Source organism: Streptomyces sp. NPDC056128 (assembly GCF_042263835.1).
Taxonomy (GTDB): Bacteria; Actinomycetota; Actinomycetes; order Streptomycetales; family Streptomycetaceae; genus Streptomyces.
In genome coordinates this window covers 74360-95485 of sequence record NZ_JBHJVQ010000005.1, presented here as the reverse complement: position 1 = coordinate 95485, position 21126 = coordinate 74360, and the positions used below count along the sequence as shown (strand labels likewise).

20 protein-coding genes and 1 pseudogene are annotated in these 21126 nt (G+C 73.9%); 11 read left to right on the top strand and 10 right to left on the bottom strand.

The features are described 5' to 3' along the window. Positions 1 to 96: 96 nt before the first annotated feature. Complete coding sequence (locus tag ACFC1X_RS13460; protein ID WP_376352395.1) at positions 97 to 1176, bottom strand: hypothetical protein; 1080 nt, start codon at positions 1174 to 1176, stop codon at positions 97 to 99. Between the two features lie 78 nt (positions 1177 to 1254). Continuing rightward, a complete protein-coding gene (locus tag ACFC1X_RS13455) occupies positions 1255 to 1683 on the bottom strand; it encodes a VOC family protein (protein WP_376352393.1) in 429 nt (142 codons plus the stop codon). Positions 1684 to 1920: 237 nt separating this feature from the next. On the opposite strand from ACFC1X_RS13455, the gene ACFC1X_RS13450 reads away from it, so the two are divergent. The 3 genes from ACFC1X_RS13450 (at position 1921) to ACFC1X_RS13440 (ending at position 4913) form a co-directional block, all read left to right on the top strand. Continuing rightward, positions 1921 to 2292 carry an ArsR/SmtB family transcription factor gene (locus ACFC1X_RS13450; protein ID WP_376352390.1) on the top strand — a complete coding sequence of 124 codons (372 nt, stop codon included), beginning with the start codon at positions 1921 to 1923 and terminating at the stop codon, positions 2290 to 2292. Then, positions 2289 to 2603, top strand: a complete 315-nt coding sequence (locus tag ACFC1X_RS13445; RefSeq protein WP_163015692.1) for a hypothetical protein — start codon at positions 2289 to 2291, stop codon at positions 2601 to 2603. The genes ACFC1X_RS13450 and ACFC1X_RS13445 overlap by 4 nt, the downstream gene beginning before the upstream one ends. Before the next feature lie 204 nt (positions 2604 to 2807). Continuing rightward, positions 2808 to 4913 (top strand): MMPL family transporter, encoded by a 2106-nt coding sequence (locus ACFC1X_RS13440; RefSeq protein WP_376352388.1) that lies wholly within the window; start codon positions 2808 to 2810, stop codon positions 4911 to 4913. A gap of 69 nt (positions 4914 to 4982) precedes the next feature. On the opposite strand, the gene ACFC1X_RS13435 is transcribed toward ACFC1X_RS13440, so the two are convergent. Together ACFC1X_RS13435 and ACFC1X_RS13430 are read right to left on the bottom strand one after the other, a co-directional pair. Further along, a complete protein-coding gene (locus ACFC1X_RS13435) occupies positions 4983 to 5408 on the bottom strand; it encodes a PPOX class F420-dependent oxidoreductase (RefSeq protein ID WP_376352385.1) in 426 nt (141 codons plus the stop codon). Between the two features lie 77 nt (positions 5409 to 5485). After that, positions 5486 to 6403, bottom strand: a pseudogene (locus ACFC1X_RS13430) (NAD(P)-dependent oxidoreductase); the annotation flags it as partial. A 220-nt stretch (positions 6404 to 6623) separates the two neighbouring features. Between ACFC1X_RS13430 and ACFC1X_RS13425 the strand changes: the two are divergent. Further along, the gene (locus ACFC1X_RS13425) at positions 6624 to 7088 is read left to right on the top strand and encodes a type II toxin-antitoxin system PemK/MazF family toxin (RefSeq protein ID WP_376352382.1); all 465 of its coding nucleotides are present in this window, start codon (positions 6624 to 6626) and stop codon (positions 7086 to 7088) included. An 18-nt stretch (positions 7089 to 7106) separates the two neighbouring features. Here ACFC1X_RS13425 and ACFC1X_RS13420 read toward each other — a convergent pair whose 3' ends face one another. Beyond that, positions 7107 to 7922 (bottom strand): TIGR02452 family protein, encoded by an 816-nt coding sequence (locus ACFC1X_RS13420; protein ID WP_376352379.1) that lies wholly within the window; start codon positions 7920 to 7922, stop codon positions 7107 to 7109. Between the two features lie 287 nt (positions 7923 to 8209). Between ACFC1X_RS13420 and egtA the strand changes: the two genes are divergently transcribed. Genes egtA through egtD form a run of 4 tightly spaced genes read left to right on the top strand, consistent with a single transcriptional unit; the run spans position 8210 to position 12625 of the window. Then, the gene (egtA, locus tag ACFC1X_RS13415) at positions 8210 to 9511 is read left to right on the top strand and encodes an ergothioneine biosynthesis glutamate--cysteine ligase EgtA (RefSeq protein WP_376352376.1); all 1302 of its coding nucleotides are present in this window, start codon (positions 8210 to 8212) and stop codon (positions 9509 to 9511) included. After that, the gene (gene egtB, locus ACFC1X_RS13410; RefSeq protein ID WP_376352373.1) at positions 9508 to 10866 is read left to right on the top strand and encodes an ergothioneine biosynthesis protein EgtB; all 1359 of its coding nucleotides are present in this window, start codon (positions 9508 to 9510) and stop codon (positions 10864 to 10866) included. Before egtA ends, egtB begins: the two co-directional genes overlap by 4 nt. Then, positions 10866 to 11666 carry an ergothioneine biosynthesis protein EgtC gene (gene egtC, locus ACFC1X_RS13405; RefSeq protein WP_376352370.1) on the top strand — a complete coding sequence of 267 codons (801 nt, stop codon included), beginning with the start codon at positions 10866 to 10868 and terminating at the stop codon, positions 11664 to 11666. The genes egtB and egtC overlap by 1 nt, the downstream gene beginning before the upstream one ends. Continuing rightward, on the top strand, positions 11663 to 12625 hold the full coding sequence (egtD, locus tag ACFC1X_RS13400) for an L-histidine N(alpha)-methyltransferase (RefSeq protein WP_376352367.1): 963 nt from the start codon (positions 11663 to 11665) through the stop codon (positions 12623 to 12625). Before egtC ends, egtD begins: the two co-directional genes overlap by 4 nt. Positions 12626 to 12637: 12 nt before the next feature. Here the strand turns inward: egtD and ACFC1X_RS13395 are convergent, their stop codons facing one another. Beyond that, on the bottom strand, positions 12638 to 13906 hold the full coding sequence (locus tag ACFC1X_RS13395; RefSeq protein ID WP_376352364.1) for an extracellular solute-binding protein: 1269 nt from the start codon (positions 13904 to 13906) through the stop codon (positions 12638 to 12640). 255 nt (positions 13907 to 14161) lie between these two features. Here ACFC1X_RS13395 and ACFC1X_RS13390 point away from each other — a divergent pair, with 255 nt between their 5' ends. Then, entirely contained in the window at positions 14162 to 14377 is a 216-nt protein-coding gene (locus tag ACFC1X_RS13390; RefSeq protein WP_376352362.1) for a dodecin, read from the top strand. A gap of 23 nt (positions 14378 to 14400) precedes the next feature. Here the strand turns inward: ACFC1X_RS13390 and ACFC1X_RS13385 are convergent, their stop codons facing one another. Next, entirely contained in the window at positions 14401 to 14892 is a 492-nt protein-coding gene (locus ACFC1X_RS13385; protein ID WP_376352359.1) for a hypothetical protein, read from the bottom strand. 59 nt (positions 14893 to 14951) lie between these two features. Between ACFC1X_RS13385 and ACFC1X_RS13380 the strand changes: the two genes are divergently transcribed. After that, on the top strand, positions 14952 to 15971 hold the full coding sequence (locus ACFC1X_RS13380) for an LLM class flavin-dependent oxidoreductase (protein ID WP_376352357.1): 1020 nt from the start codon (positions 14952 to 14954) through the stop codon (positions 15969 to 15971). Positions 15972 to 15980: 9 nt separating this feature from the next. After that, a complete protein-coding gene (locus tag ACFC1X_RS13375; protein ID WP_376352354.1) occupies positions 15981 to 18326 on the top strand; it encodes an ATP-binding cassette domain-containing protein in 2346 nt (781 codons plus the stop codon). 45 nt (positions 18327 to 18371) lie between these two features. Here the strand turns inward: ACFC1X_RS13375 and ACFC1X_RS13370 are convergent, their stop codons facing one another. The 3 genes from ACFC1X_RS13370 to ACFC1X_RS13360 form a co-directional block, all read right to left on the bottom strand. Then, complete coding sequence (locus ACFC1X_RS13370) at positions 18372 to 19349, bottom strand: DUF2382 domain-containing protein (protein WP_376352351.1); 978 nt, start codon at positions 19347 to 19349, stop codon at positions 18372 to 18374. Positions 19350 to 19421: 72 nt separating this feature from the next. Beyond that, positions 19422 to 20258 carry a lysophospholipid acyltransferase family protein gene (locus ACFC1X_RS13365; RefSeq protein WP_376352348.1) on the bottom strand — a complete coding sequence of 279 codons (837 nt, stop codon included), beginning with the start codon at positions 20256 to 20258 and terminating at the stop codon, positions 19422 to 19424. Next, positions 20258 to 21028: a GNAT family N-acetyltransferase gene (locus ACFC1X_RS13360; RefSeq protein ID WP_376352345.1), complete on the bottom strand. Its 771-nt coding sequence runs from the start codon at positions 21026 to 21028 to the stop codon at positions 20258 to 20260. Before ACFC1X_RS13360 ends, ACFC1X_RS13365 begins: the two co-directional genes overlap by 1 nt. Positions 21029 to 21126 lie beyond the last annotated feature (98 nt).

The window sequence follows — 21126 nt, the reverse complement described above, 5'->3', positions numbered from 1 at the left end:
CGCCCGGCAGACCGAACCACGCGCCACCGCCCCCACAACGACAGAGCCCGAGCCGCAGCACGCAACAGATCCCGCCCGAACCAGCAACCAACTCCCCTACCCCGGCGGCACAGCCCGCCCCAGAACCGGGAACTCCCGCCGCGCCGCCGCGAACAACGCCCCACAGTCCGAGCCGTACGCAACCGCCGCCGCGAAGACCGCGCCGATCGCGGCACGCAAGGGGTCCGGGTCGGCGGCGGCGCGCAGCGCGGGCAGGGCCATGGTCCGCCGTAGTGGCTTGCCCTGGCAGTCGGTGGACGTGTCCACCGCTGCCGCCGCGATGCGCTCGTCGGTGAAGAAGCGGTCCCAGACCTGGCAGGGGTCGTCGAACGGGGCCGGCAGGGGCTCCCCCCGGTCCAGCGCGGCCAGCGCGGCCGATATCCAGTCGAGGTCGGCCAGTCCCGCCACGGTGAGGGCACGGTGCGCCGCCCACCGCGCGAGGCTCCGCTGCGTCGCCGGACTCGCCGCGTCGACGGCGTCGAGGAGGTCCCGGTCCAGCGGTACGAGCCCGCGCGCGTCGGCGCCGACCTCGCGCACCCGGCGGCTGGGCAGCCGGCCGCCCCAGGAGCGGACCTCGGCACGCTCACGCTCGGTCGGCGCCCCGCACCGAGGGGCGGGCAGCGCGCGGGCGTACCGGTGCCGGTCCCGGGCGCTGCGCGAGGTCTGCCGGACGACCAGGTCCGCGGCGGGCGGGGCCGGCCAGAACTGGAGCAGATAGTGGCCGACGGGCCCGGCAGCCGCGGGAGCGCGGAGGCCGGCCGCCTCACCCCGGTCCAGACCGCGCCCGCAGTAGCGCACCCGGTGGTCGGCCGGCGGCAGGTCCACCTCGCACAGCGCCGCGTGTCCGCAGGGCAGGACGGCCGTCGACGCGGAGACCGGCCGGAAGGACGCCTCCACGACCTCCTCCCAGCCGTCGTCGAGGGGCGGTGCCGCCCGGTGCACCTCGACGGTCAGGCCGACCCTCCCGGTGCACGGCCCCGTGTCCAGCAGGAGACAGCCCGGGACGGCCGCGCCGCACAGACCGTTGGTCTGCCCGGCGCAGGCCTCCGACGGCCCCGGGCCGTACGGGTCCCGGCGGCTGTCCACGTGGAACCGCCCCTGGACGACCGGCAGTTCACCTCTGTACACCGTCCGCACGCCCCATCCCCCTCACATCCGGCACATCCGGCTCCCTGAGGCCACCAGTATGCGGAGGGGGACTGACAACGGGCCGGTTCAGCGGGCCCCGGGCACGTCCTCCGTGACGCCGTTCAACGGCGAGGACGGGTCGCTCCCGTAGGGGCGGGTGAAGGCTTCCATGCCGTGCCCGGACGGGTCGGTGAAGTACACGCCCCGGCCGCCGTCGTTGCGGTTGATCCGGCGCGGGTGCCGGCCGGGCGGGTCGGCCTGGATGGGGACCCCGTCCGCCACGAGCCGGGCGAGGATCGCGTCGAAGTCGTCCTCGGAGACGAGGAACGCGTAGTGCTGCACGGGGATGTCGATGTCGACGGTGGCGAAATCGAGGGTGACGCCGTTGGCGGTCGTCACGGGCAGGAACATTCCGGCCGGTTCGCCGACCTCGAGACCCAGGATTCCGGCGAGGAAGTGCGCGGACCGCTCCCGGTCGCGGGAGAGAACGATGGTGTGGTTGAACTCGACTGACACGGGTCAATGCCTCCACGGGCATCCGCGGCGCCTCCATGCCTCACCCAGACGGTGACCGACACGCGATGCCGCGCGGTGGATCTTATATCCCTGTTCCGCCCCCGGGGTACCCCCCATGTGTCCCCCACCCGTCCCCTACTCGCCCCCGACTTGTCCCCGAGATGTGTCAGGAATCTTTGACAGGTCTCCGCGCCCCCTGTCAGCCTTCACTGACAGGTACGACGGAAAGGGGCCGCGATGCCCGAGGCCCCACCTCCGGCACCGACCGGCGACGAGCTGCTCAAGGTGCTCTCCGCACTCGGCAACCCGCACCGCATGCGGATCGTCGCGGCGCTCCTGGAGAGCCGGAACTACGTCAGCGCGCTGGCCCGGCTGATCGGCATGGGTCGCCCGCTGCTGCACATGCACCTGCAACGGCTGGAAGCGGCGGGGCTGGTCGTCGGCACGCTGGAGGTCGGAGAGGACGGCAAGTCGATGAAGTACTACGACGTCACCCCGTTCCTCTACGAACTCACCCCGCGCGTCGTCGCGCAGGCGGCCGCGACGCTCACCGAGACCACCGACCCCGACCGCACCGCCGGCCGGACCGCGAAAGAGGAAGCGAAGTGAACGAGGACGTGGTGACTCTCGCCGCAGGAGCCGAGGAACTGGGGGTCCTGGTCGGTGCCGTGGGCGCGGCCGGGTTCTTCGGTCTGATGATCGTGATCGTCTGGCAGGTCGCGGCCACCTGGCGGGCCCGGATGCTGGCGGCGCGCGAGGAGCAGTACAAGGAGCTCGCCACGAGGTACGCGCGACTCCTGGAGGACACCGTGGAGCTGCAGCGCCGCACGGCGGAGGAGCAGCGGCAGACCCTGGACGAGCTGACGCAGACCCGGCTCGCGGTCGGCTCGATGGAGAAGATGATGCGCGAGATCGAGTAGCCGCCGCAGACGTACGGCCGGGAGCGGCAACTCCCGGCCGTACCACGGCGGAACACCCCGGACATCGTCCGATGCCACACCCGAGACACACATCCGTCCCGTACACCGCGGCAGGTCGACACACCTCAGCGCCGCGGTGCGGGTCCCGTGCGCCCCGCGCCGGTCACCGACCGGCGGGCGCGTTCCCCATGAAGGAGATTACTCATGCGTGCGCTGTTGCGGCGTGTCGCCCGTGCGCCCGGTGGGCGGCGCGGCAAGTGGTTCGTCCTGGCGGCCTGGCTGATCGTGGCCGTCGCCCTGGGGCCGCTGGCCGGCCGTCTGGGCGACGTCGAGGACTCGAGCGCCAACGCCTTCCTGCCGCGCGGCGCGGAGTCCGCGCGGGTCAACACGGAGCTGGAGCGGTTCCGTACGGACACGCTGATGCCCGCCGTGGTCGTCCACACCGGTGCGGGCGCCGAGGCGCAGGCGGCCGCCGACCGTTCGGTGCTCGCCCGGTACGTGGCCGAGGGCGAGGAGGTGTCGCCGCCCGTCCCGTCGGAGGACGGCGACGCGCTGATGACGGTGGTGCCGCTGGACAGCGAGGACGACATCACCGCGAAGATCGACGAACTGCGCGACCAGGTGGGCGCCAACGCGCCACCCGGTGTGGACGTCGTCGTGGGCGGCCCCGCCGCCTCGCTCACCGACCAGGTCGCCGTCTTCGACAGCCTGGACGCCACCCTGATGATCGCCACCGGGCTGGTGGTGGCCGTGCTGCTGCTGATCACGTACCGCAGCCCCGTGCTCTGGCTGCTGCCCCTGCTCTCCGTCGGTTTCGCGGCCGTGCTCACGCAGGTCTGCACCTACCTGCTGGCCCGGTACGCCGGACTGCCGGTGGACCCGCAGAGCGCGGGCGTGCTGATGGTGCTGGTCTTCGGCGTCGGCACCGACTACGCGCTGCTGCTCATCGCCCGCTACCGCGAGGAGTTGCACCGCCACGCCGACCGGCACGAGGCGATGCGGATCGCGCTGGTCCGCTCGGGTCCGGCGGTTCTGGCCTCGGCCGGCACCATCGCGGCGGGCCTCGCCTGTCTGGGCTTCGCGGACATCAACTCCTCCCGGTCGCTGGGCCTGGTGGGCGCCGTGGGCGTGGTGTGCGCCTTCCTCGCGATGGTCACCGTCCTGCCCGCCCTGCTCGTGATCACCGGCCGCTGGGTGTTCTGGCCCTTCGTGCCGCGGGAGGGCACGCCCGCCCGCTCGTCGCGCACCGTGTGGTCCCGCGTCGGGGCCGCGGTGGCCCGGCGTCCCCGCTGGTCGTGGCTGATGTCGGTGGCCGTCACCGGGGCCCTCGCGCTCAGCGCGGCCGGCATCTCGATGGGGCTGACCCAGGCGGAGATGTTCCAGGACAAGCCGGAGTCCGTCGTCGCCCAGGAGCGGATCTCGGCGCACTACCCGTCCGGTGCCTCCGACCCGGCGAAGATCGTCACCGCCACCGGGCAGGCCGACGCGGTACGGCGGGCCGCGGCGGACGTCGAGGGCGTGGCCCGCGTGGAGCCGGGCGGCGACCGCAGCCCGGACGGCACGCTCACGCTGCTCTCCGTCGTCCTGGCGGACACCCCGGACAGCGAGCGCGCCGAGGACACCGTCGACGGCCTCCGGGACGCCGTGCACGGGGTGGCGGGTGCCGACGCCCTGGTCGGCGGCACCACCGCGCAGAACCTGGACACCCAGCGGGCCGCCGGCCGCGACCTGACGACGGTCGTGCCGATCGTGCTCCTGGTCGTGCTGGCCGTCCTGGTGTGGCTGCTGCGCGCCCTGGTCGCGCCGGTGCTGCTGCTGGCCACCGTGGTGCTGTCGTACCTGGCGGCGCTGGGCGCCTCGAACCTGCTCTTCGAACACGTGCTGGGCTTCGCGGGCATCGACTGGTCGATGCCGCTGATGGGCTTCGTGTTCCTGGTGGCCCTGGGCATCGACTACAACATCTTCCTGATGCACCGGGTGCGGGAGGAGGCCGCCCGGCTCGGGCACACCCGCGGCGTGCTGGAGGGCCTGACCAGCACCGGGGGTGTCATCACCTCGGCCGGTGTCGTCCTCGCCGCGACCTTCGCGGTGTTCGCGGGGCTGCCGCTGGTGACCATGGCGCAGATGGGCGTCCTGGTCGGGATCGGCGTCCTGCTGGACACCTTCCTGGTCCGTACGGTGCTGGTGCCCGCGCTCGCCCTGGACCTGGGCCGCTGGTTCTGGTGGCCGGGGAGGCTGTTCCACCGCGGGCCCGGGGACGAAGTGCCGTACGCCGACGCGGAGTCGGCGCCCGCGCCCGAGCGGGTCTGAGCGGCGTACGTGAGCGCACGCGACGGGTGCGGGCGAGTGCACGCCCGCACCCGTCGCGTGCCGCGCGCGTCAGCCGGACGCCTGGTCGCTGTCCTTCAGCGAGCCCCAGCCGTGCCAGCGCTCCACCTCGATCCAGGCGCTGACCCGGGGGCGCTCCCGGTTCGGGTACGGCTTGCCGGTGTACTGCGTGGAGAGCCGGTCGATGCCCGTGAGGTCCTCGTCGTCGCGCAGCTCGGTGACGCGGCCGATGAGGGTGACGTGCGTGTACCAGTCGTCGTCCGCGAGGACGGTGAGGGTGACGCGCGGGTCGCGGCGCAGGTGTCCCAGGCGGACGCGCCCGGCGTCGAGGTTGACCAGCACGCGGCCGTCGTCCTCCCACAGGTACCAGGTGGCCGTGGAGACGGGCGCGCCGTCCGAGCGGAGGGTCGCCATGACGGCCGGGTTGGGACGGCGCAGCAGTGCGACGGCCTCGGGCGGCAGCGGTGGCTTGGACATGCGGGCTCCTTCTCGTCCTCGTGTGCGCCGAGATCGGCTCGGCGTCGCGGTCTCACGTTCCCCGGTACCCCGGGCGCTCAGGGGGACGACTTCTCCTCGAAACTGGCGAAGTACGCCGCCGCCATGTCCTCGTCGCCGTGCCCCTGCGCGGCGGCGCGTGCCAGGCGGTCCGCGCCGGCGGCGGCGAGGTCCAGGCGGACGCCATTGGCCTCACCGGCCTCGACGATGAGCCGGGCGTCCTTCTCGGCGGTGCCGACCGCGAACTGGGCGGGTGTCAGCGCGCCGTCGCGGATCAGGCCCGCCTTGGCACGCAGATAGCCCATGTCGAGCGGCCCGCCGGCGATGGCGTCGAGGAAGGCGTCCGGGTCCACGCCCAGGGCCTTGGCGAGCGAAAGGCTCTCGCCCGCCGCGTTGTTCACGGCGAGCACCCAGCTGTTGGCCACCAGCTTCAGCCGGGTCGCGCTGCCGGCCGCGCCGTCCTCGCCGGTCCACACGGTGCGGGAGCCGACGGCGTCGAACACCGGCCCCACCGTGTCCCGGGCCGCGGCCGGACCCGCGGCCAGCACCAGCAACTGCCCGGCCTCCGCGGGCTGCCGGGTGCCCAGCACGGGCGCGTCGACGAAGAGGAGGCCGTGCTCGTGGGCGAAGGCGGCCAGGTCGGCGACCGCGTCGACCCCGGCGGTGGTGGACTGCGCCCACACGGTGCCGGGCCGCAGACCTGGTACCGCGCGCCCCATGACGTCGAGCGCGGCCGGGCCGTCGTACAGCATGGTGAGGACGACGTCCGCGCCCCGTACGGCCTCCTCGGGGTCGGCGGCGACATACGCGCCGTCGGCGGCCAGCGGCTCGGCCTTGTCCCGGCTGCGGTTCCAGACGCGGACGGCGTGTCCGGCGCGGGCGAGGTTGCGGGCCATCGCGGCACCCATGATGCCGGTGCCCAGGACGGTCACGGTGAGCTGGTCGGTCATGACGTCGCTTTCTGACTCGTACGGTCGCGGCCACGCCCCCGGGCGGCGGAAGCGGGGGCCCGGTGATCAGCCTGCCACCCGATCACGAGCGGCGCCGACCCGAGGCGGGCGAGCCGGGGGACCACCCGTGGGCGGCCGAAGGGCGGCGACCCGGGGCCGGGGGCACACTGCGGCCACGGCGGGGCGGCCGGGACCCGCCACAGGTCCCCCTCACAGCCCCGCCGCGGCGTCCCGTACGGTACGGCCCGTGAGCGCCTCTACCGACGACATCGACAGCCACGACGACACCGTCCCCGGCCGTTTCGGTCCCTCCGCGACGACCGAGGCCGACCCCGGGAGGGTGGGCCGGGTCCGGACCGAGTACTCCCCCGCGCACGACGGCGATCCCGATCCCGGTGAGATCGTCTGGACGTGGGTGCCCTACGAGGAGAACGACGGCAGGGGCAAGGACCGGCCCGTGCTCGTCGTCGCCCGGGAGGCGGCCGGGACCGTGCTGGCGGTGCAGTTGTCCAGCAAGCGGCACGACGGGGACCGGGAGTGGGTGCCGATCGGGAGCGGGCCGTGGGACCGCTCCGGGCGGGACTCGTGGGTCGACGTGGACCGGGTGCTGAGGCTGCACGACGCCGGGATGCGCCGCGAGGCGTGTGCCCTGGACCGGATGCGGTTCAATCTCGTACGGCAGCGTCTTCGGGAGCGCTACGGCTGGAGCTGAGGCGCTCTCGGCCGCCGGTCACCCGCCCTCGGGGAAGGCGCGCGCGAACGCCTCCCGGACCGTGCCGCCCGGGGTGCGGTCCAGGATGCCGAACGCCACCTGTTCGAACGCGGTGGCGAAGCGTCCGCCGGGCCCGAGCAGCGTCCGGAACGCGCCGGCCACCTGGGCCGGGTCGTTGCGGAACACCCCGCAGCCCCAGGCGCCGAGCACCAGCCGCCGGTACCCGTGGGCCGCGGCCGTCTCCAGCACCCGCTCGGCGCGCGCGGCCAGGGCGGCCGGCAGTTCGGCGGCGCGCTCCGGGGCCGTGCGCAGCACCACGCCCGCGTTCGGCGCGGCGGAGGTCAGGAATCCGGCCGTGTACGGCTCGTCGAGCAGGCGGCCGCGGTCGTCCCGGAAGACGGGCACGGCCGGCGAGTGGATGACGCGGTCCGTGTAGAACGGGTCGCGGTGGGCGCGGTGGTGGTCGTAGAACTCGCGCGCCCGCAGCAGGCAGGTGTACAGCGCGGAGCCCCGGCACAGGGCCTCCTCCTGCGCCTGGGCGCCGTTGAGGTAGCCGCCGCCGGGATTGCGGGCGGAGGCGAAGTTGAGCACGGCGACCTCGCCGCCGAGCCGCCGGGCGGCCTCCAGGCTGCTCTCGCCGGTGACTTCGAAGACGGTCCGCACCGGGGTGAGAACGCCGAGTGCCACGGGCTCCGGCCCGTACATCCGCGTGCCCTCGCGGGCCCGTTCGACCGCCGCGCCGACCGGCACCTCGCGGCCGTCCGCCGTGCGGTAGCTCCCGGCCGCCGCGATCTGCTCGGTCTGCTGTGCGAGGCCCCGCAGGCGCGCGCTCACGGCGCCACCCCCGTGGACGCCCTGACCACGCGCCGCGCGGTCTCCCCCGTCGTGCTCATGCGGGAATCCTGGGTGATGCTGGTGGTGCGTCGCAACGGAGTTTTGCTGTCGGCAGACACCGGGGAAAGCCCCCGGAAACAACCGGGTCGCGGACATTACCGATCTGGAACGTCCCGAAATGCATCCTTGTGCGGACCGGCACGAGGGTCTTGGGTGGGACGAGTGTGCCGACCCGGCCCACCTGTTCATGGGTCGGCGGCATGGTGGAATCTCAGGAGGATCCCGACATGTCAGATTCGGTTGGTGGCTGTATCCGGCCACGTACCGCCGTCAGTGAGGCCGAGGTCGAGGCGCTGGTCCACGGCATCTGCTTCAAGACCGGTCCGCCCAGGCTCCTCGGTGTCGAGGTGGAATGGCTGGTCCACGAGTCGCGCGCGCCGCGGCTCCCCGTATCACCCGAACGGCTCCAGGCGGTGTACACCGCGCTGCGGGCCGTGCCCCTGAGGTCGGCGCTGACCGTCGAGCCAGGTGGCCAGCTGGAGCTGAGTTCGCTCCCCGCGGCCTCCCTGATGGAGTGCGTCCGCACCGTCTCCGCCGACCTGGACGCCGTCCGCGCGGTCCTGCGCGAGGACGGTCTCGCCCTCGTCGGCCTCGGCCACGATCCCTGGCACGCGCCCCGCCGCTTCCTGCGGCAGCCGCGCTACGACGCCATGGAGGCCTGTCTCGACCGTACCGGCCCCGCCGGGCGGTTCATGATGTGCACCTCCGCGTCCGTGCAGGTCTGCGTGGACGCCGGGCACGAGGAACCCGGCCCGATGGGGCACGTACGCCGCTGGTGGCTGGCCCACCAGCTGGGCGCGGTCCTGGTGGCCGCGTTCGCCAACTCCCCGCTGGCCGGCGACCGGCCCACCGGCTGGCGGTCCACCCGGCAGCTGCGGTGGGCGCAGATCGGCGCCGCCCGGGCCGGCGGCCCTCCGCTCGACTCCGACCCGCGCGGCGCCTGGACCCGGCACGTCCTGGACGCCCCGGTGATGTGCGTACGCAACGACGGCGGGCCCTGGGACGTACCGGAGGGCATGACCTTCCGGGAGTGGACGAGGAACCGGTCGCCGAGGCCGCCGACCCGGGAGGACCTCGACTACCACCTGACCACGCTGTTCCCGCCGGTCAGGCCGCGCGGCCACCTGGAACTGCGCATGATCGACGCGCAGCCCGGGGAGGACGGGTGGATCGTGCCGCTCGCCGTGACGGCGGCGCTGTTCGACGATCCGGAGGCCACCGAGACCGCCTATCGGGCCGTCAAGCCGCTCGCCGAGCGCACGCTCGGCCGGCCCGGCCCGCACAACCCGCTGTACGAGGACGCGGCGCGCGACGCCGTCGCCGATCCGGAGCTGCGGGAGGCCGCCGTCACCTGCTTCACGGCCGCGCTCGACGCGCTGCCCCGGCTCGGCGCCACGACCGAGGTCACGGACGCCGTCGCCGGGTACCTGGAGCGTTACGTCCGCAGGGGCCGCTGCCCCGCCGACGATCTGCTGGACCCGCCGGACGGCGCGAGCCCTGGCCCGCACGGGAGGGAGACCCGCTCATGACCGACCCCGCCATGGACACCGCCACCGACACCCACACCGCCACCGACCCCGGCGACGGCGACGCGCTGCGCGAGCGGGCCCTGTCCGCGCTGGTCCGGGCCCGCGCCCGCACCACGCTGCTGACAAGCTGCGTCGAGGGCCCCGACCTCACCGGCCAGGTGTCGCCGCTGATGTCCCCGCTGGTCTGGGACCTGGCGCACATCGGCAACCAGGAGGAGCAGTGGCTGCTGCGCGCCGTCGGCGGGCATGAGGCGATACGGCCCGAGATCGACAGCCTGTACGACGCCTTCGAGCATCCCCGCGCCGAACGGCCCCGGCTGCCGCTGCTGTCGCCCGCCGAGGCCCGCGGGTACGCGGCCGACGTGCGCGGACGGGCGCTGGACGTGCTGGAGGGAGTCGCGTTCCACGGGACCCGGCTCACCGAGGCGGGCTTCGCCTTCGGGATGATCGCCCAGCACGAGCAGCAGCACGACGAGACCATGCTGATCACCCACCAGCTCCGCAAGGGCCCGCAGGCGCTGACCGCCCCGGACCCGGACCCGGTGCCGCTGTTCACCGGCCCGTCGGAGGTCCTGGTGCCCGGGGGGCCGTTCACGATGGGCACCTCGACCGAGCCGTGGGCGCTGGACAACGAACGGCCCGCGCACCGGCGGGAGGTGGCGCCGTTCTTCCTCGACACCACGCCGGTGACCAACGGCGCGTACCGGGCGTTCATCGACGACGGCGGCTACGACGACCCGCGCTGGTGGGCGCCGGAGGGCTGGGACCACATCCGCCGGCACTCCATCACCGCCCCGCTGTTCTGGCGCCGGGACGGCGGGCAGTGGCTGCGGCGCCGCTTCGGGGTCACCGAGGTGCTGCCGGCCGACGAGCCGGTGCTGCACGTGAGCTGGTACGAGGCCGACGCGTACGCCCGCTGGGCCGGGCGCCGGCTGCCCACCGAGGCCGAGTGGGAGAAGGCGGCCCGGCACGACCCGGCCGGCGACCGCACCGCCCGCTACCCGTGGGGCGACGCCGATCCGGGCCCGGAGCACGCCAATCTCGGCCAGCGCCATCTGCGCCCGGCGCCCGCGGGCAGCTACCCGGCCGGTGAGTCGCCGCTCGGGGTGCGGCAGTTGATCGGGGACGTGTGGGAGTGGACGTCGAGCGACTTCGCCCCGTACCCGGGCTTCCGGGCGTTCCCGTACAAGGAGTACTCGGAGGTGTTCTTCGGCCCCGAGTACAAGGTGCTGCGCGGCGGTTCGTTCGCCGTGGACGCGGTGGCCTGCCGGGGCACGTTCCGCAACTGGGACTATCCGATCCGGCGGCAGATCTTCTCCGGGTTCCGCACCGCGCGGTCGGCGGAGGTCGCCTGATGTGCCGGCACCTCGCGTACGTCGGCCCCGAGGAGCCGCTCGGCCGGCTTCTGGTGGCGCCGCCGCACGGCCTGTACCGCCAGTCGTGGGCGCCCCGGCACCAGCGGTACGGCACGGTCAACGCCGACGGGTTCGGCGTCGGCTGGTACGCCGCGGGCGACCCGGTGCCGGCCCGGTACCGGCGGGCCGGGCCGATCTGGGCGGACCAGTCCTTCGCCGACCTGGCCCGGGTGGTGCGCACCGGGACGCTGCTGGCCGCCGTACGGGACGCCACGCTGGCGGGCGCCGACGCGGAGGCCGCGGCCGCGCCCTTCGCGGCGGACACCTGGCTGTTCAGCCACAACGGAGCCGTGACCGGCTGGCCGGACACGCTGGCGGGGGTGGCCGGAACGCTGCCGGCCGGGGAGCTGCTGTCGCTGGAGGCCCGCAACGACTCGGCGCTCGTGTGGGCGCTGGTGCTGGCCCGGCTGCGGGCCGGGGACGACGACGGCCGCGCGCTGGCCGAGACGGTGCTGGAGGTCGCCGCGGCGGCCCCCGGCTCCCGGCTCAACCTGCTGCTCACCGACGGCGCCACGATCACGGCGACCACCTGGGGCGACACCCTGTGGTACCTGACCCGCCCCGGCGGCGGCACGGTCGTCGCCTCGGAGCCGTACGACGACGACCCGCACTGGCAGGAGGTCCCCGACCGCACGCTGCTCGTGGCGGGCCGCACGGAGGTGCAGCTCACCCCGCTGAAGGAACCGGGCGATCCCGCCCCCGCAGACGCTTTCGCCTCTCCCAAGGAGCCCCGCACGTGAGCCAGTTCCGACTGACCCGCACCCTGCCCGAGGACGCCACGGGCGCCGCCCTGCGCGCCGACGTCCTGGCGGGCCTGACGAGCACGCCCAAGTGGCTGCCGCCCAAGTGGTTCTACGACGCGCGGGGCAGCGAGCTGTTCGAGGAGATCACCGCGCTGCCCGAGTACTACCCGACCCGGGCCGAGCGGGAGATCCTCGTCGACCGGGCCGGTGAGATCGCCGCGGCGACCGGCGCCCGGACCCTGGTGGAGCTGGGTTCCGGTTCCTCGGAGAAGACCCGGTTCCTGCTCGACGCGCTGACCGGCCTGCGCGGCTACGTGCCGGTCGACGTCAGCGAGAGCGCCCTCACCCAGGCCGGGGAGGCGATCGCCGCCGAGCGGCCGGACCTCCAGGTGCACGCGCTGATCGCCGACTTCACCGGCGGGCTGACGCTGCCCGACACGCCGGGGCCCCGGCTGGTGGCGTTCCTCGGCGGCACGATCGGCAACCTGCTGCCGGACGAACGTGCCGCGTTCCTGGCCGCCGTACGCGCCCTGCTCTCCCCCGGGGACGCCCTGCTGCTGGGCACGGACCTGGTCAAGGACGAGGGAGTGCTGGTCCGGGCGTACGACGACGCGGCCGGGGTGACCGCCGAGTTCAACAAGAACGTGCTGTCCGTGATCAACCGGGAACTGGAGGCCGACTTCGCGCCCACCGCCTTCGAGCACGTGGCGCGGTGGAACGCCGAGCGGGAGTGGATCGAGATGCGGCTGCGTGCGCGCGGCGCGCAGACGGTCAAGGTCCAGGCGCTCGACCTGGCCGTGGACTTCGCGGACGGGGAGGAGTTGCGTACCGAGGTGTCCGCGAAGTTCCGGCGGGAGGGCGTGCGGGCCGAACTCGCCGCGGCCGGGCTGGAGCTGACCCACTGGTGGACCGACGGCGAGGACCGGTTCGCGCTGTCGCTGAGCGTGGTGCGCTGAACCCGCGCGGGGTCAGCGGGCGTTGACGTCCAGCAGTTCGGTGATGCGGTCGGAGGCCCGGCGGGCCTCCGACTTCGCGTCGGACCCCGAGAGCACCTTGGTCATGTAGTCCTTGATCGGGTTGTCCGCCTCGACGGCACCCCAGCGGGGCGTCCCGGGGGTGGCCCGGCCCTGGGCCGCCCCGGCCGCCATGGCCTCGGCGCCCTCCTCGCCCGCGACGGCCTTGGCGAGGGACTTCTTGTTGGGGACGTAGTTCATGGTGCGGGCCAGGTCGGTGTTCCACTTGGCGCCGGCCAGCGCGTCGACCACGGCGAGGGCTCCCTCGTGTTCGTCGGCGTTCTTCGGGACGACGAGATCGGAGCCGCCGGTGAAGACGGCGCCGGGCTTGTCGGCCGTCTTGCCGGGCACCGGGAAGAAGCCCAGCTCGCCCTTGAGTTCGGGGTTCGCGCGGACGATGGACTGGGCGAGGCCGGGCACGGCGACGATCTGCGCGACCTGCCCCTTGGCGAACACGTCGCCCTGCGGGGGGTGTTCCTCGTCGGCGTCGACCGGCCCGTCGCCGAGGGCCTGCAGTTCCTGGTAGAAGTCCATGCCGCGCAGGGCGGCCGCGGAGTCCAGGGCGCCCGTCCAGGTGCCGCCGTCACCGGCCTGGGTGGCCAGCTCGCCGCCCTCGTCCCAGATGAAGCCGGAGAGCGTGTACCAGTCCTGTCCGGCGAGGTAGATGCCCTGGCGGCCGTCGGCGTCGAGCTTCTCGGTGGCGGTGATCCACTCCTCGCGGCTGCGGGGCGGCTCGGCGACGCCGGCCTGCTCGAAGAGGTCCTTGCGGTAGATGACGACGCGGTTGGCGGCGTACCAGGGGATGCCGAACTGCTGGGACATGTACTGTCCGGGTTCGGCGAGGCCGGGCAGCCAGTCGCGGATGCCCCAGTCGCGCATCGACTCCAGGGTCAGGTCCTGGAGCCGGCCGCCCTCCGCGTACTGCGGCACCTGGGTGTTGCCGACCTCGATGACGTCCGGCCCGTCCGTGCCGTCGCCCTTCAGCGCGGTCTGCACCTTGCCGCCGATGCCGGTCCACTCCTGGATGCGGATGTCGAGGTCGAGGTCGGGGTGGTCCTTCTCGAAGTCCTCGGTGAACCGCCGCAGGAAGTCCTGCGAGGCGCTGTCCTTCATCAGCCACACGGTGACGGTGCGCCGCTCGCTCCCGCCGTCCTGCGAGATCAGTCCGCAGCCGCTGAGCAGGGAGGCGGACACACAGACAAGGGCGAGGGGGCGTCGTCTCACGAGGGGTCCTTCTGTCTGACGGACAGGGGGCGGAGGCGGACAGGGGTGTCCTGCGCACGCGAAGGGAGACCCGACATGGGGGGCGAGCCCGAGGCTCGAACGGGTGTCTGGGATTTTGGTATGTACCAATAGGAGGGGTCAAGGGGGTGACGCAGGGTTACCCGCACGGAGAGCGATGCCTCGCGCTCCGCCGCGACTTGGGGCACGGTGGAGTGACGCATGACACACCGCCGCCCGCGCGGAAGGAGCACCCGCATGTCGAACCACACCTACCGGGTCACCGAGATCGTCGGCACCTCGCCCGACGGCGTCGATCAAGCCGTCCGCAACGGCGTCAGGCGCGCCCACCGGACGCTGCGCAACCTGGACTGGTTCGAGGTGACCCAGGTACGCGGCCAGATCGAGGACGGCGAGGTCGCGCACTGGCAGGTCGGCCTCAAGGTCGGTTTCCGCCTGGAGGAGTCGGACTGAGCCCTCGGCGGCTCACCGGACGGTCAGGTGCGCCCCTCGCGCTCCTGCGCCACCCGCAGCTCGGCCGAACGCTCCGCCCAGCGCGCCCGGACCACGGCGAAACCGGCCCGCGCGGCGTCGTCGCAGACCAGCTCGTCGTCGTCGACGAGGACCCGGACCTCGCGGGTGCGGGCGAGCCGCCGCAGGATCTCCAGCTTGGTGCGCCGGGCGGGCCGCCGGTCGGCGTTGCCCCGCATGTGCACCGGCCCCTCGGGCAGTCCGTGCGCGGCCAGCCAGTCGAGCGTGTCGCGACGGCAGCGCTCGGGCCGCCCGGTCAGATAGACAATCTCGCACTCCTCGGCGCGCTCCCGCACCAGCGCGATGCCCTCCGCGAGCGGCGGATCGTGCGGGGCGGCGGCGAAGAACGCGTCCCAGTCGCGCGGCCGACGCTCCAGGAAGCGCTGCCGGTGCGCGGTGTCGGCGAGGGTGTTGTCCAGGTCGAACACGGCCACCGGGGGCCTGCTGCTGTCGGTCACCCGACCACACTAGAACCCGGCACCGGGAATCTGTGCGGGCCCCGGGCGTTGAACCGGATGTGACCTCGACGATCGCCACCACGCGCTTCTCCGTCCTCGACCGCTCCCGCATCCGGGCCGGCCGGACCGCGGCGGAGGCGCTGCGCGACACCGTGGAGCTGGCGCGGGAGGCGGAGCGGCTCGGTTACCACCGGTTCTGGGTGTCGGAGCACCACGGCGTGCCCGGGGTGGCGGGTTCGGCGCCGACCGTGCTCGCGGCCGCGGTGGCCGGCGCCACCAGCCGCGTACGCGTCGGCACCGGGGGCGTGATGCTGCCCAACCACCGGCCCCTGGTGGTCGCCGAGCAGTTCGGCGTACTGGAGTCGCTCTTCCCCGGCCGGATCGACATGGGTCTTGGCCGCTCGGTGGGCTTCACCGACGGGGTCCGCCGGGCGCTGGGCCGGGACAAGGACGACGCCGACGACTTCGAGGGGCAACTGGCCGAGCTGCTGGGCTGGTTCCGCGGGAGGTCCCCGACCGGCGCGCACGCCCGCCCGGCCGAGGGGCTGACCGTGCCGCCCTTCGTCCTGGCGATGGGCGAGGGCGCGGCCGTGGCGGCCCGCGCGGGCCTGCCGATGGTCATCGGCGACCTGCGCGACCGCGACCGCATGCGCCGGGGCATCGACCGCTACCGCGCCGGGTTCAGCCCCTCCGAGTGGAGCCCGGAGCCGTACGTCGTCGTGTCCGGCACCGTCGCCGTGGCCGGCACCCCCGAGGCGGCCCGGCGGCTCCTGGTCCCGGAGGCCTGGTCCATGACCCACGCCCGCACCCGCGGCACCTTCCCGCCGCTGCCCCCGGCCGAGGAGGTCGAGGCGCGGACGATGACCGCCAAGGAACGCGACCTGTACGAGTCCGGACTCGCCGGGCACATCGCCGGCACCGAGGAGCAGGTCGCCGACGCACTGGAGACGCTGGTGAAGGAGACCGGCGCCCAGGAGGTGCTGGTGACCACGAGCACGTACGACCGCGAGGCGCTGCTGGACTCCTACCGGCGGCTCGCCCGCGTCGTCGGCGCGGGGACGTCCGCCGCCGCGGCGTAGGATCGCGGGGTGCACATCCCCCACGACCCGTACGTCCGGGTGCGCGACGCCCGTGAGCACAACCTCAAGGGCGTGGACGTGGACGTCCCCCGGGACGTGGTCGCCGTCTTCACCGGTGTCTCCGGGTCCGGGAAGTCGTCGCTGGCCTTCGGGACGGTCTACGCGGAGGCGCAGCGGCGCTACTTCGAGTCGGTCGCGCCGTACGCCCGCCGGCTGATCCACCAGGTCGGTGCGCCGAAGGTGGGCGAGATCACCGGGCTGCCGCCCGCCGTGTCGCTCCAGCAGCGCCGCGCCGCTCCGACGTCCCGGTCCTCGGTGGGCACCGTCACGAACCTCTCCAACTCCCTGCGGATGCTCTTCTCGCGCGCCGGCGACTACCCGCCGGGCGCCGAACGCCTGGACTCCGACGCCTTCTCGCCGAACACGGCGGCCGGGGCCTGCCCCCAGTGCCACGGGCTCGGCCGGGTGCACCGCACGACCGAGGAACTGCTGGTCCCGGACCCGGCGCTGTCGATCCGGGACGGCGCGATCGCCGCGTGGCCGGGCGCCTGGCAGGGCAAGAACCTGCGGGACGTCCTCGACGCGCTCGGGTACGACGTGGACCGGCCCTGGCGCGAGCTGCCCGCCACCGAGCGCGAGTGGATCCTGTTCACGGACGAGCAGCCCGTGGTCACGGTGCATCCGGTGCGCGACGCGGGCCGCATCCAGCGGCCGTACCAGGGCACGTACATGAGCGCCCGGCGGTACGTGATGAAGACGTTCTCGGACTCCAGGAGCGCCACGCTGCGGGCGAAGGCCGAGCGCTTCCTCACCAGTACGCCCTGTCCCGTCTGCGGCGGCGGCAGGCTGCGGGCGGAGTCGCTGGCGGTGACCGTCGGCGGCCGCACCATCGCCGAACTGGCCGCGCTGCCGCTCACGGAGCTGGCCGGGGTGCTGCCGACCGAGGGCGAGACGGCGAAGGTGCTCACCGGGGACCTGGTCTCCCGCATCACGCCCGTGGTCGAGCTGGGCCTCGGCTATCTGAGCCTGGACCGCCCGACGCCCACCCTGTCGGCGGGCGAGCTGCAGCGGCTGCGGCTGGCGACGCAGCTGCGCTCCGGGCTGTTCGGGGTGGTGTACGTCCTGGACGAGCCGTCGGCGGGGCTGCACCCGGCGGACACCGAGGCGCTGCTGACGGTGCTGGAGCGGCTGAAGGCGGCCGGCAACTCGGTGTTCGTGGTGGAGCACCACCTCGGCGTGATGCGCGGCGCCGACTGGATCGTGGACGTCGGTCCCATGGCGGGCGAGCACGGCGGACGGGTGCTGTACAGCGGCCCGGTCGCCGGACTGGCGGAGGTCACCGGGTCCGCGACCGCCCGTCACCTCTTCGACCGCTCCCCCGCCCCCGTGCGCCGGGCGCGAGTCCCCCGGGGCACCGTGACGGTCGGCCCGGTCACCCGGCACAACCTGCGCGGGGTGACCGCGGGCTTCCCGCTCGGCGTGCTCACCGCGGTGACGGGCGTGTCCGGCTCGGGCAAGTCGACGCTCGTCGGCGAGATCACCGAGGACCTGCCGGGGGTGGGCCGGCTGGTCTCCGTCGACCAGCGCCCGATCGGACGCACCCCGCGCTCCAACCTGGCCACGTACACGGGCCTGTTCGACGTCGTGCGCAAGGTGTTCGCCGCCACCGACCAGGCCCGGGAGCGCGGGTACGGCGTGGGCCGCTTCTCCTTCAACGTGCCCGGCGGGCGCTGCGAGACCTGCCAGGGCGAGGGGTTCGTCAGCGTCGAGCTGCTGTTCCTGCCGAGCACGTACGCGCCGTGCCCCGACTGCGGCGGGGCGCGCTACAACCCCGAGACGCTCGAAGTGGCGTACCGGGGACGGAACATCGCCGAGGTCCTCGACCTCACGGTGGAGGACGCGGCGGAGTTCTTCGCGGACACTCCGCCGGTGGCGCGCAGCCTGGCCGCGCTGCTCGACGTCGGGCTCGGCTATCTGCGCCTGGGTCAGCCGGCCACCGAGCTGTCCGGCGGGGAGGCGCAGCGCATCAAGCTGGCGAGCGAACTCCAGCGGGGCCGCCGCAGCCACACCCTGTATCTCCTCGACGAGCCGACGACCGGCCTGCATCCGGCGGATGTCGAGGTGCTGATGCGCCAGTTGCACGGTCTGGTGGACGCCGGGCACACGGTGGTCGTCGTCGAGCACGACATGACCGTGGTGGCGGGCGCCGACCACGTGATCGACCTCGGGCCGGGCGGCGGTGACGCGGGCGGGCGGATCGTCGCCGCGGGGGCGCCCGGCGAGGTGGCGCGTGCCGACGGCAGTGCCACCGCGCCCTATCTGGACCGGGCCCTGGACGGCGGGACGCGCCGGTGAAGCCGGTTCACCGGCGCTCGTTCTCGCGGTGAGGGCGGGGAACGGTCACTCGCGGCCCCGCGCGATGTCGTCCTCGTCGAAGGACTCGGTCTCGGCCTCGATCCGCTCCTTGCGGACCTGGCCGCGCACCGTCTCGTTCTCGGTGTGCTCCTCCATGGTCATCCGTACGCGCTCCACCGGGACCGCCTCAGTCTCCACGACGGGGCGTTCCGCGTGCAGCGTGATCTCGTGCTCGGCCTCGCTGATCTCCGGCCCGGACAGCGCGTCGCCACGGTTGGCGTCCGTGATCGGCTCGCGCACCACGCGCACTTCCTCGTGCTTCAGGGGCACGGTCTGCTGCACCTCTTCGGTGACCACGTACTTGCGCAGCCTGGCGCGGCCCGTCTCCCGTCGTTCGACGCCGACGTGCATCTGCTCCTCGGAGCGGGTCATGGCCTCGTCTTCGCGCAGGCCCGTACGGTCGGGGGCGTCCCGGCGCCCGGCCATCCCGGCCGCGCTGCCCTTGCCCATGTCCGTACCGGTGCCCATGTTCGTGTCACGGCCCATGCTCGTGTCACGGCCCATGTCCGTGTCGCCGGTCCCACGGGTCGTGCCGGCCAGACCCGCGGCGCCCGCCGCGCCGGCGGCTCCCGCCGTGCCCGCCGGTCCGGGACCGGCGGCCCAGCGGCCGTCGTCGGTCCGCTCGGCCTCGGACAGCACGCTGTCCCAGTTGATGCCGTAGTAGTCGTACAGCCGGTGTTCCTCGGTCTCCGACAGATGGCCGCCCGCGTCGACGTCGACACTGGGCGCGCCCTTGACCTGGTCCTTGCCGTAGGGAACCTCTAGGTGGTCCTGCACCAGCGCGGCGTCGCGAATGGGCACGAAGGACTCGCTGGAGCCGAACATGCCCGTCTTGACGCTCACCCACTCGGGGCGCCCGGTCATGTCGTCGAAGAAGACATGCTTGGCGTCGCCGATCTTGTTGCCGTCCCCGTCGTAGACCGGTTGGTCCAGGACGTTGGCGATCTCTTCACGGGTGATCATCTGCCATCACCCTCCTTTCGAGTGCCTGCCTTCCGGTTGTCCGCATCCAGCACTACGGAAACGGCACATACCTCACAAAACACACATACTTTTCGAAGGTGCTTTCCCCAGGTGACCGTGCGGGTCGCCGGGCGGAGCCATCCGCTGAGCCGCCTCCGCCAGGGAGCGGCGGTCGCGGTGGCCGCCCGGCGGCAGCACGGGGCACACCTCCACCTCGGCGGTCAGCCCGCGCGCCGACGCCACCCGCCACATCGAGGCGAGCAGGGTGTCCGCGCCGACGAACGCCGGTGCCGTGCTCACCCCCCGCTCCCCGGCCCGGTACCGAAGACGCACCGGCTGGACCGGCACCCCGGCGTCCAGCGCGGCCTGGAACACGGCCCGGCGATAGGCACCCCGGGCGCGCCCGCACCAGGTGCTGCCCTCGGGGAAGGCGGCGACGGCGGCGCCCGCGCGCAGGGCCAGCGCGAGCGCGGCGACCGTGTCCGGCAGCGCCCGCAGCCGGTCGCGTTCGATGAACAGCACCCCGCCGCGTGCGGCCAGCGCGCCCGCCACCGGCCAGCCCCTGATCTCGCTCTTGGCCAGCATCCTGGCGGGGCGTACAGCGGCCAGCAGCGGGATGTCGAGCCAGGAGACGTGGTTGGCGACGAGGAGCAGCCCGCCCGCGGGCACGGCGGCACCGGTGACACGGACCCGCACACCGGCGGCCCGCACCACCCACCGCGACCAGCGCGCCACCACGACGGCCGGCACCCGCCGCCGGGCCGGCGTCAGCACGACCGCGACCGCGGCGAGGACCAGCACGGCAACCGCGGCGAGCCGCAGCACGGCGCGCGGTACGGCCACCGCGGCCCGGGACGGGTCCACGCAGGTCGCCGGGGTGCAGGGGGCGACCGGCAGCCAGGCGCCCATCAGGCCGGGACGAGCGAGAGGAAGTGCCGCAGGTAGCGCGGGTCGACCCGGCTCATCGGCAGCAGCACGTACAGGTCGGCGACGCCGAAGTCCACGTCGTGCGCGGGTTCCCCGCAGACCCAGGCGCCGAGGCGGAGGTAGCCGCGCAGCAGGGCGGGCAGCTCGGTGCGGGCGGCGGGCGCGGCCGTGCGCGGGATCCACGGCAGCAGCGGCCGCACCCGGTAATCCTCGGGCGCCAGGTGCTTGGCCCGCACCCGGTCCCAGGTGCCGGCGGCGAGCGATCCGCCGTCGGCGAGCGGGAGCGAGCAGCAGCCCGCCAGCCACTCGTGGCCCCGGTCGGTCATGTAGCGGGCTATGCCGGCCCAGATGAGCCCGATGACGGCGCCGTCACGGTGGGCCGGGTGCACGCAGGAGCGGCCGACCTCGACCAGTCCGGGCCGGATCGCGTCGAGCGCCGTGAGGTCGAACTCGCTCTCCGCGTACAGCCGTCCGGCGACGGCCGCGCGCTCCGGGGGCAGCAGCCGGTAGGTGCCGACGACCTGCCCGGTCGTCTCCTCGCGCACGAGCAGGTGGTCGCAGTACGCGTCGAAGGGGTCGACGTCGTACCCGGGCTGCGCGCTCGCCAGCAGCGCGCCCATCTCCCCGGCGAAGACATCGTGCCGCAGCCGCTGCGCGGCCCGCACGTCGTCCTCGTCGCGGGCGAGGGCGACCGTGTAGCGGTGGGGTGCGGCGGGCTTGGAAGGACGGTCTGCGGTCAGTACGCCGGTCATGGGTGCTCTCCTGGTCGCGGTGCGGGTCCGCCACAGTTCTTCCGACGCCGGCTGTACTGCGCGTGACCAGTGCCGGGAGAGCGGATGTGCGCTTGCTG

Bases quoted from the DNA above. Each gene is read 5' to 3' on its own strand.
- ACFC1X_RS13450 (WP_376352390.1), top strand. From the start codon at position 1,921: ATGCCCGAGGCCCCACCTCCGGCACCGACCGGCGACGAGCTGCTCAAG.
- ACFC1X_RS13440 (WP_376352388.1), top strand. From the start codon at position 2,808: ATGCGTGCGCTGTTGCGGCGTGTCGCCCGTGCGCCCGGTGGGCGGCGC.
- ACFC1X_RS13435 (WP_376352385.1), bottom strand. From the start codon at position 5,408: ATGTCCAAGCCACCGCTGCCGCCCGAGGCCGTCGCACTGCTGCGCCGT.
- egtA (WP_376352376.1), top strand. From the start codon at position 8,210: ATGTCAGATTCGGTTGGTGGCTGTATCCGGCCACGTACCGCCGTCAGT.
- egtB (WP_376352373.1), top strand. From the start codon at position 9,508: ATGACCGACCCCGCCATGGACACCGCCACCGACACCCACACCGCCACC.
- egtC (WP_376352370.1), top strand. From the start codon at position 10,866: ATGTGCCGGCACCTCGCGTACGTCGGCCCCGAGGAGCCGCTCGGCCGG.
- ACFC1X_RS13390 (WP_376352362.1), top strand. From the start codon at position 14,162: ATGTCGAACCACACCTACCGGGTCACCGAGATCGTCGGCACCTCGCCC.
- ACFC1X_RS13370 (WP_376352351.1), bottom strand. From the start codon at position 19,349: ATGATCACCCGTGAAGAGATCGCCAACGTCCTGGACCAACCGGTCTAC.
- ACFC1X_RS13365 (WP_376352348.1), bottom strand. From the start codon at position 20,258: ATGGGCGCCTGGCTGCCGGTCGCCCCCTGCACCCCGGCGACCTGCGTG.
- ACFC1X_RS13360 (WP_376352345.1), bottom strand. From the start codon at position 21,028: ATGACCGGCGTACTGACCGCAGACCGTCCTTCCAAGCCCGCCGCACCC.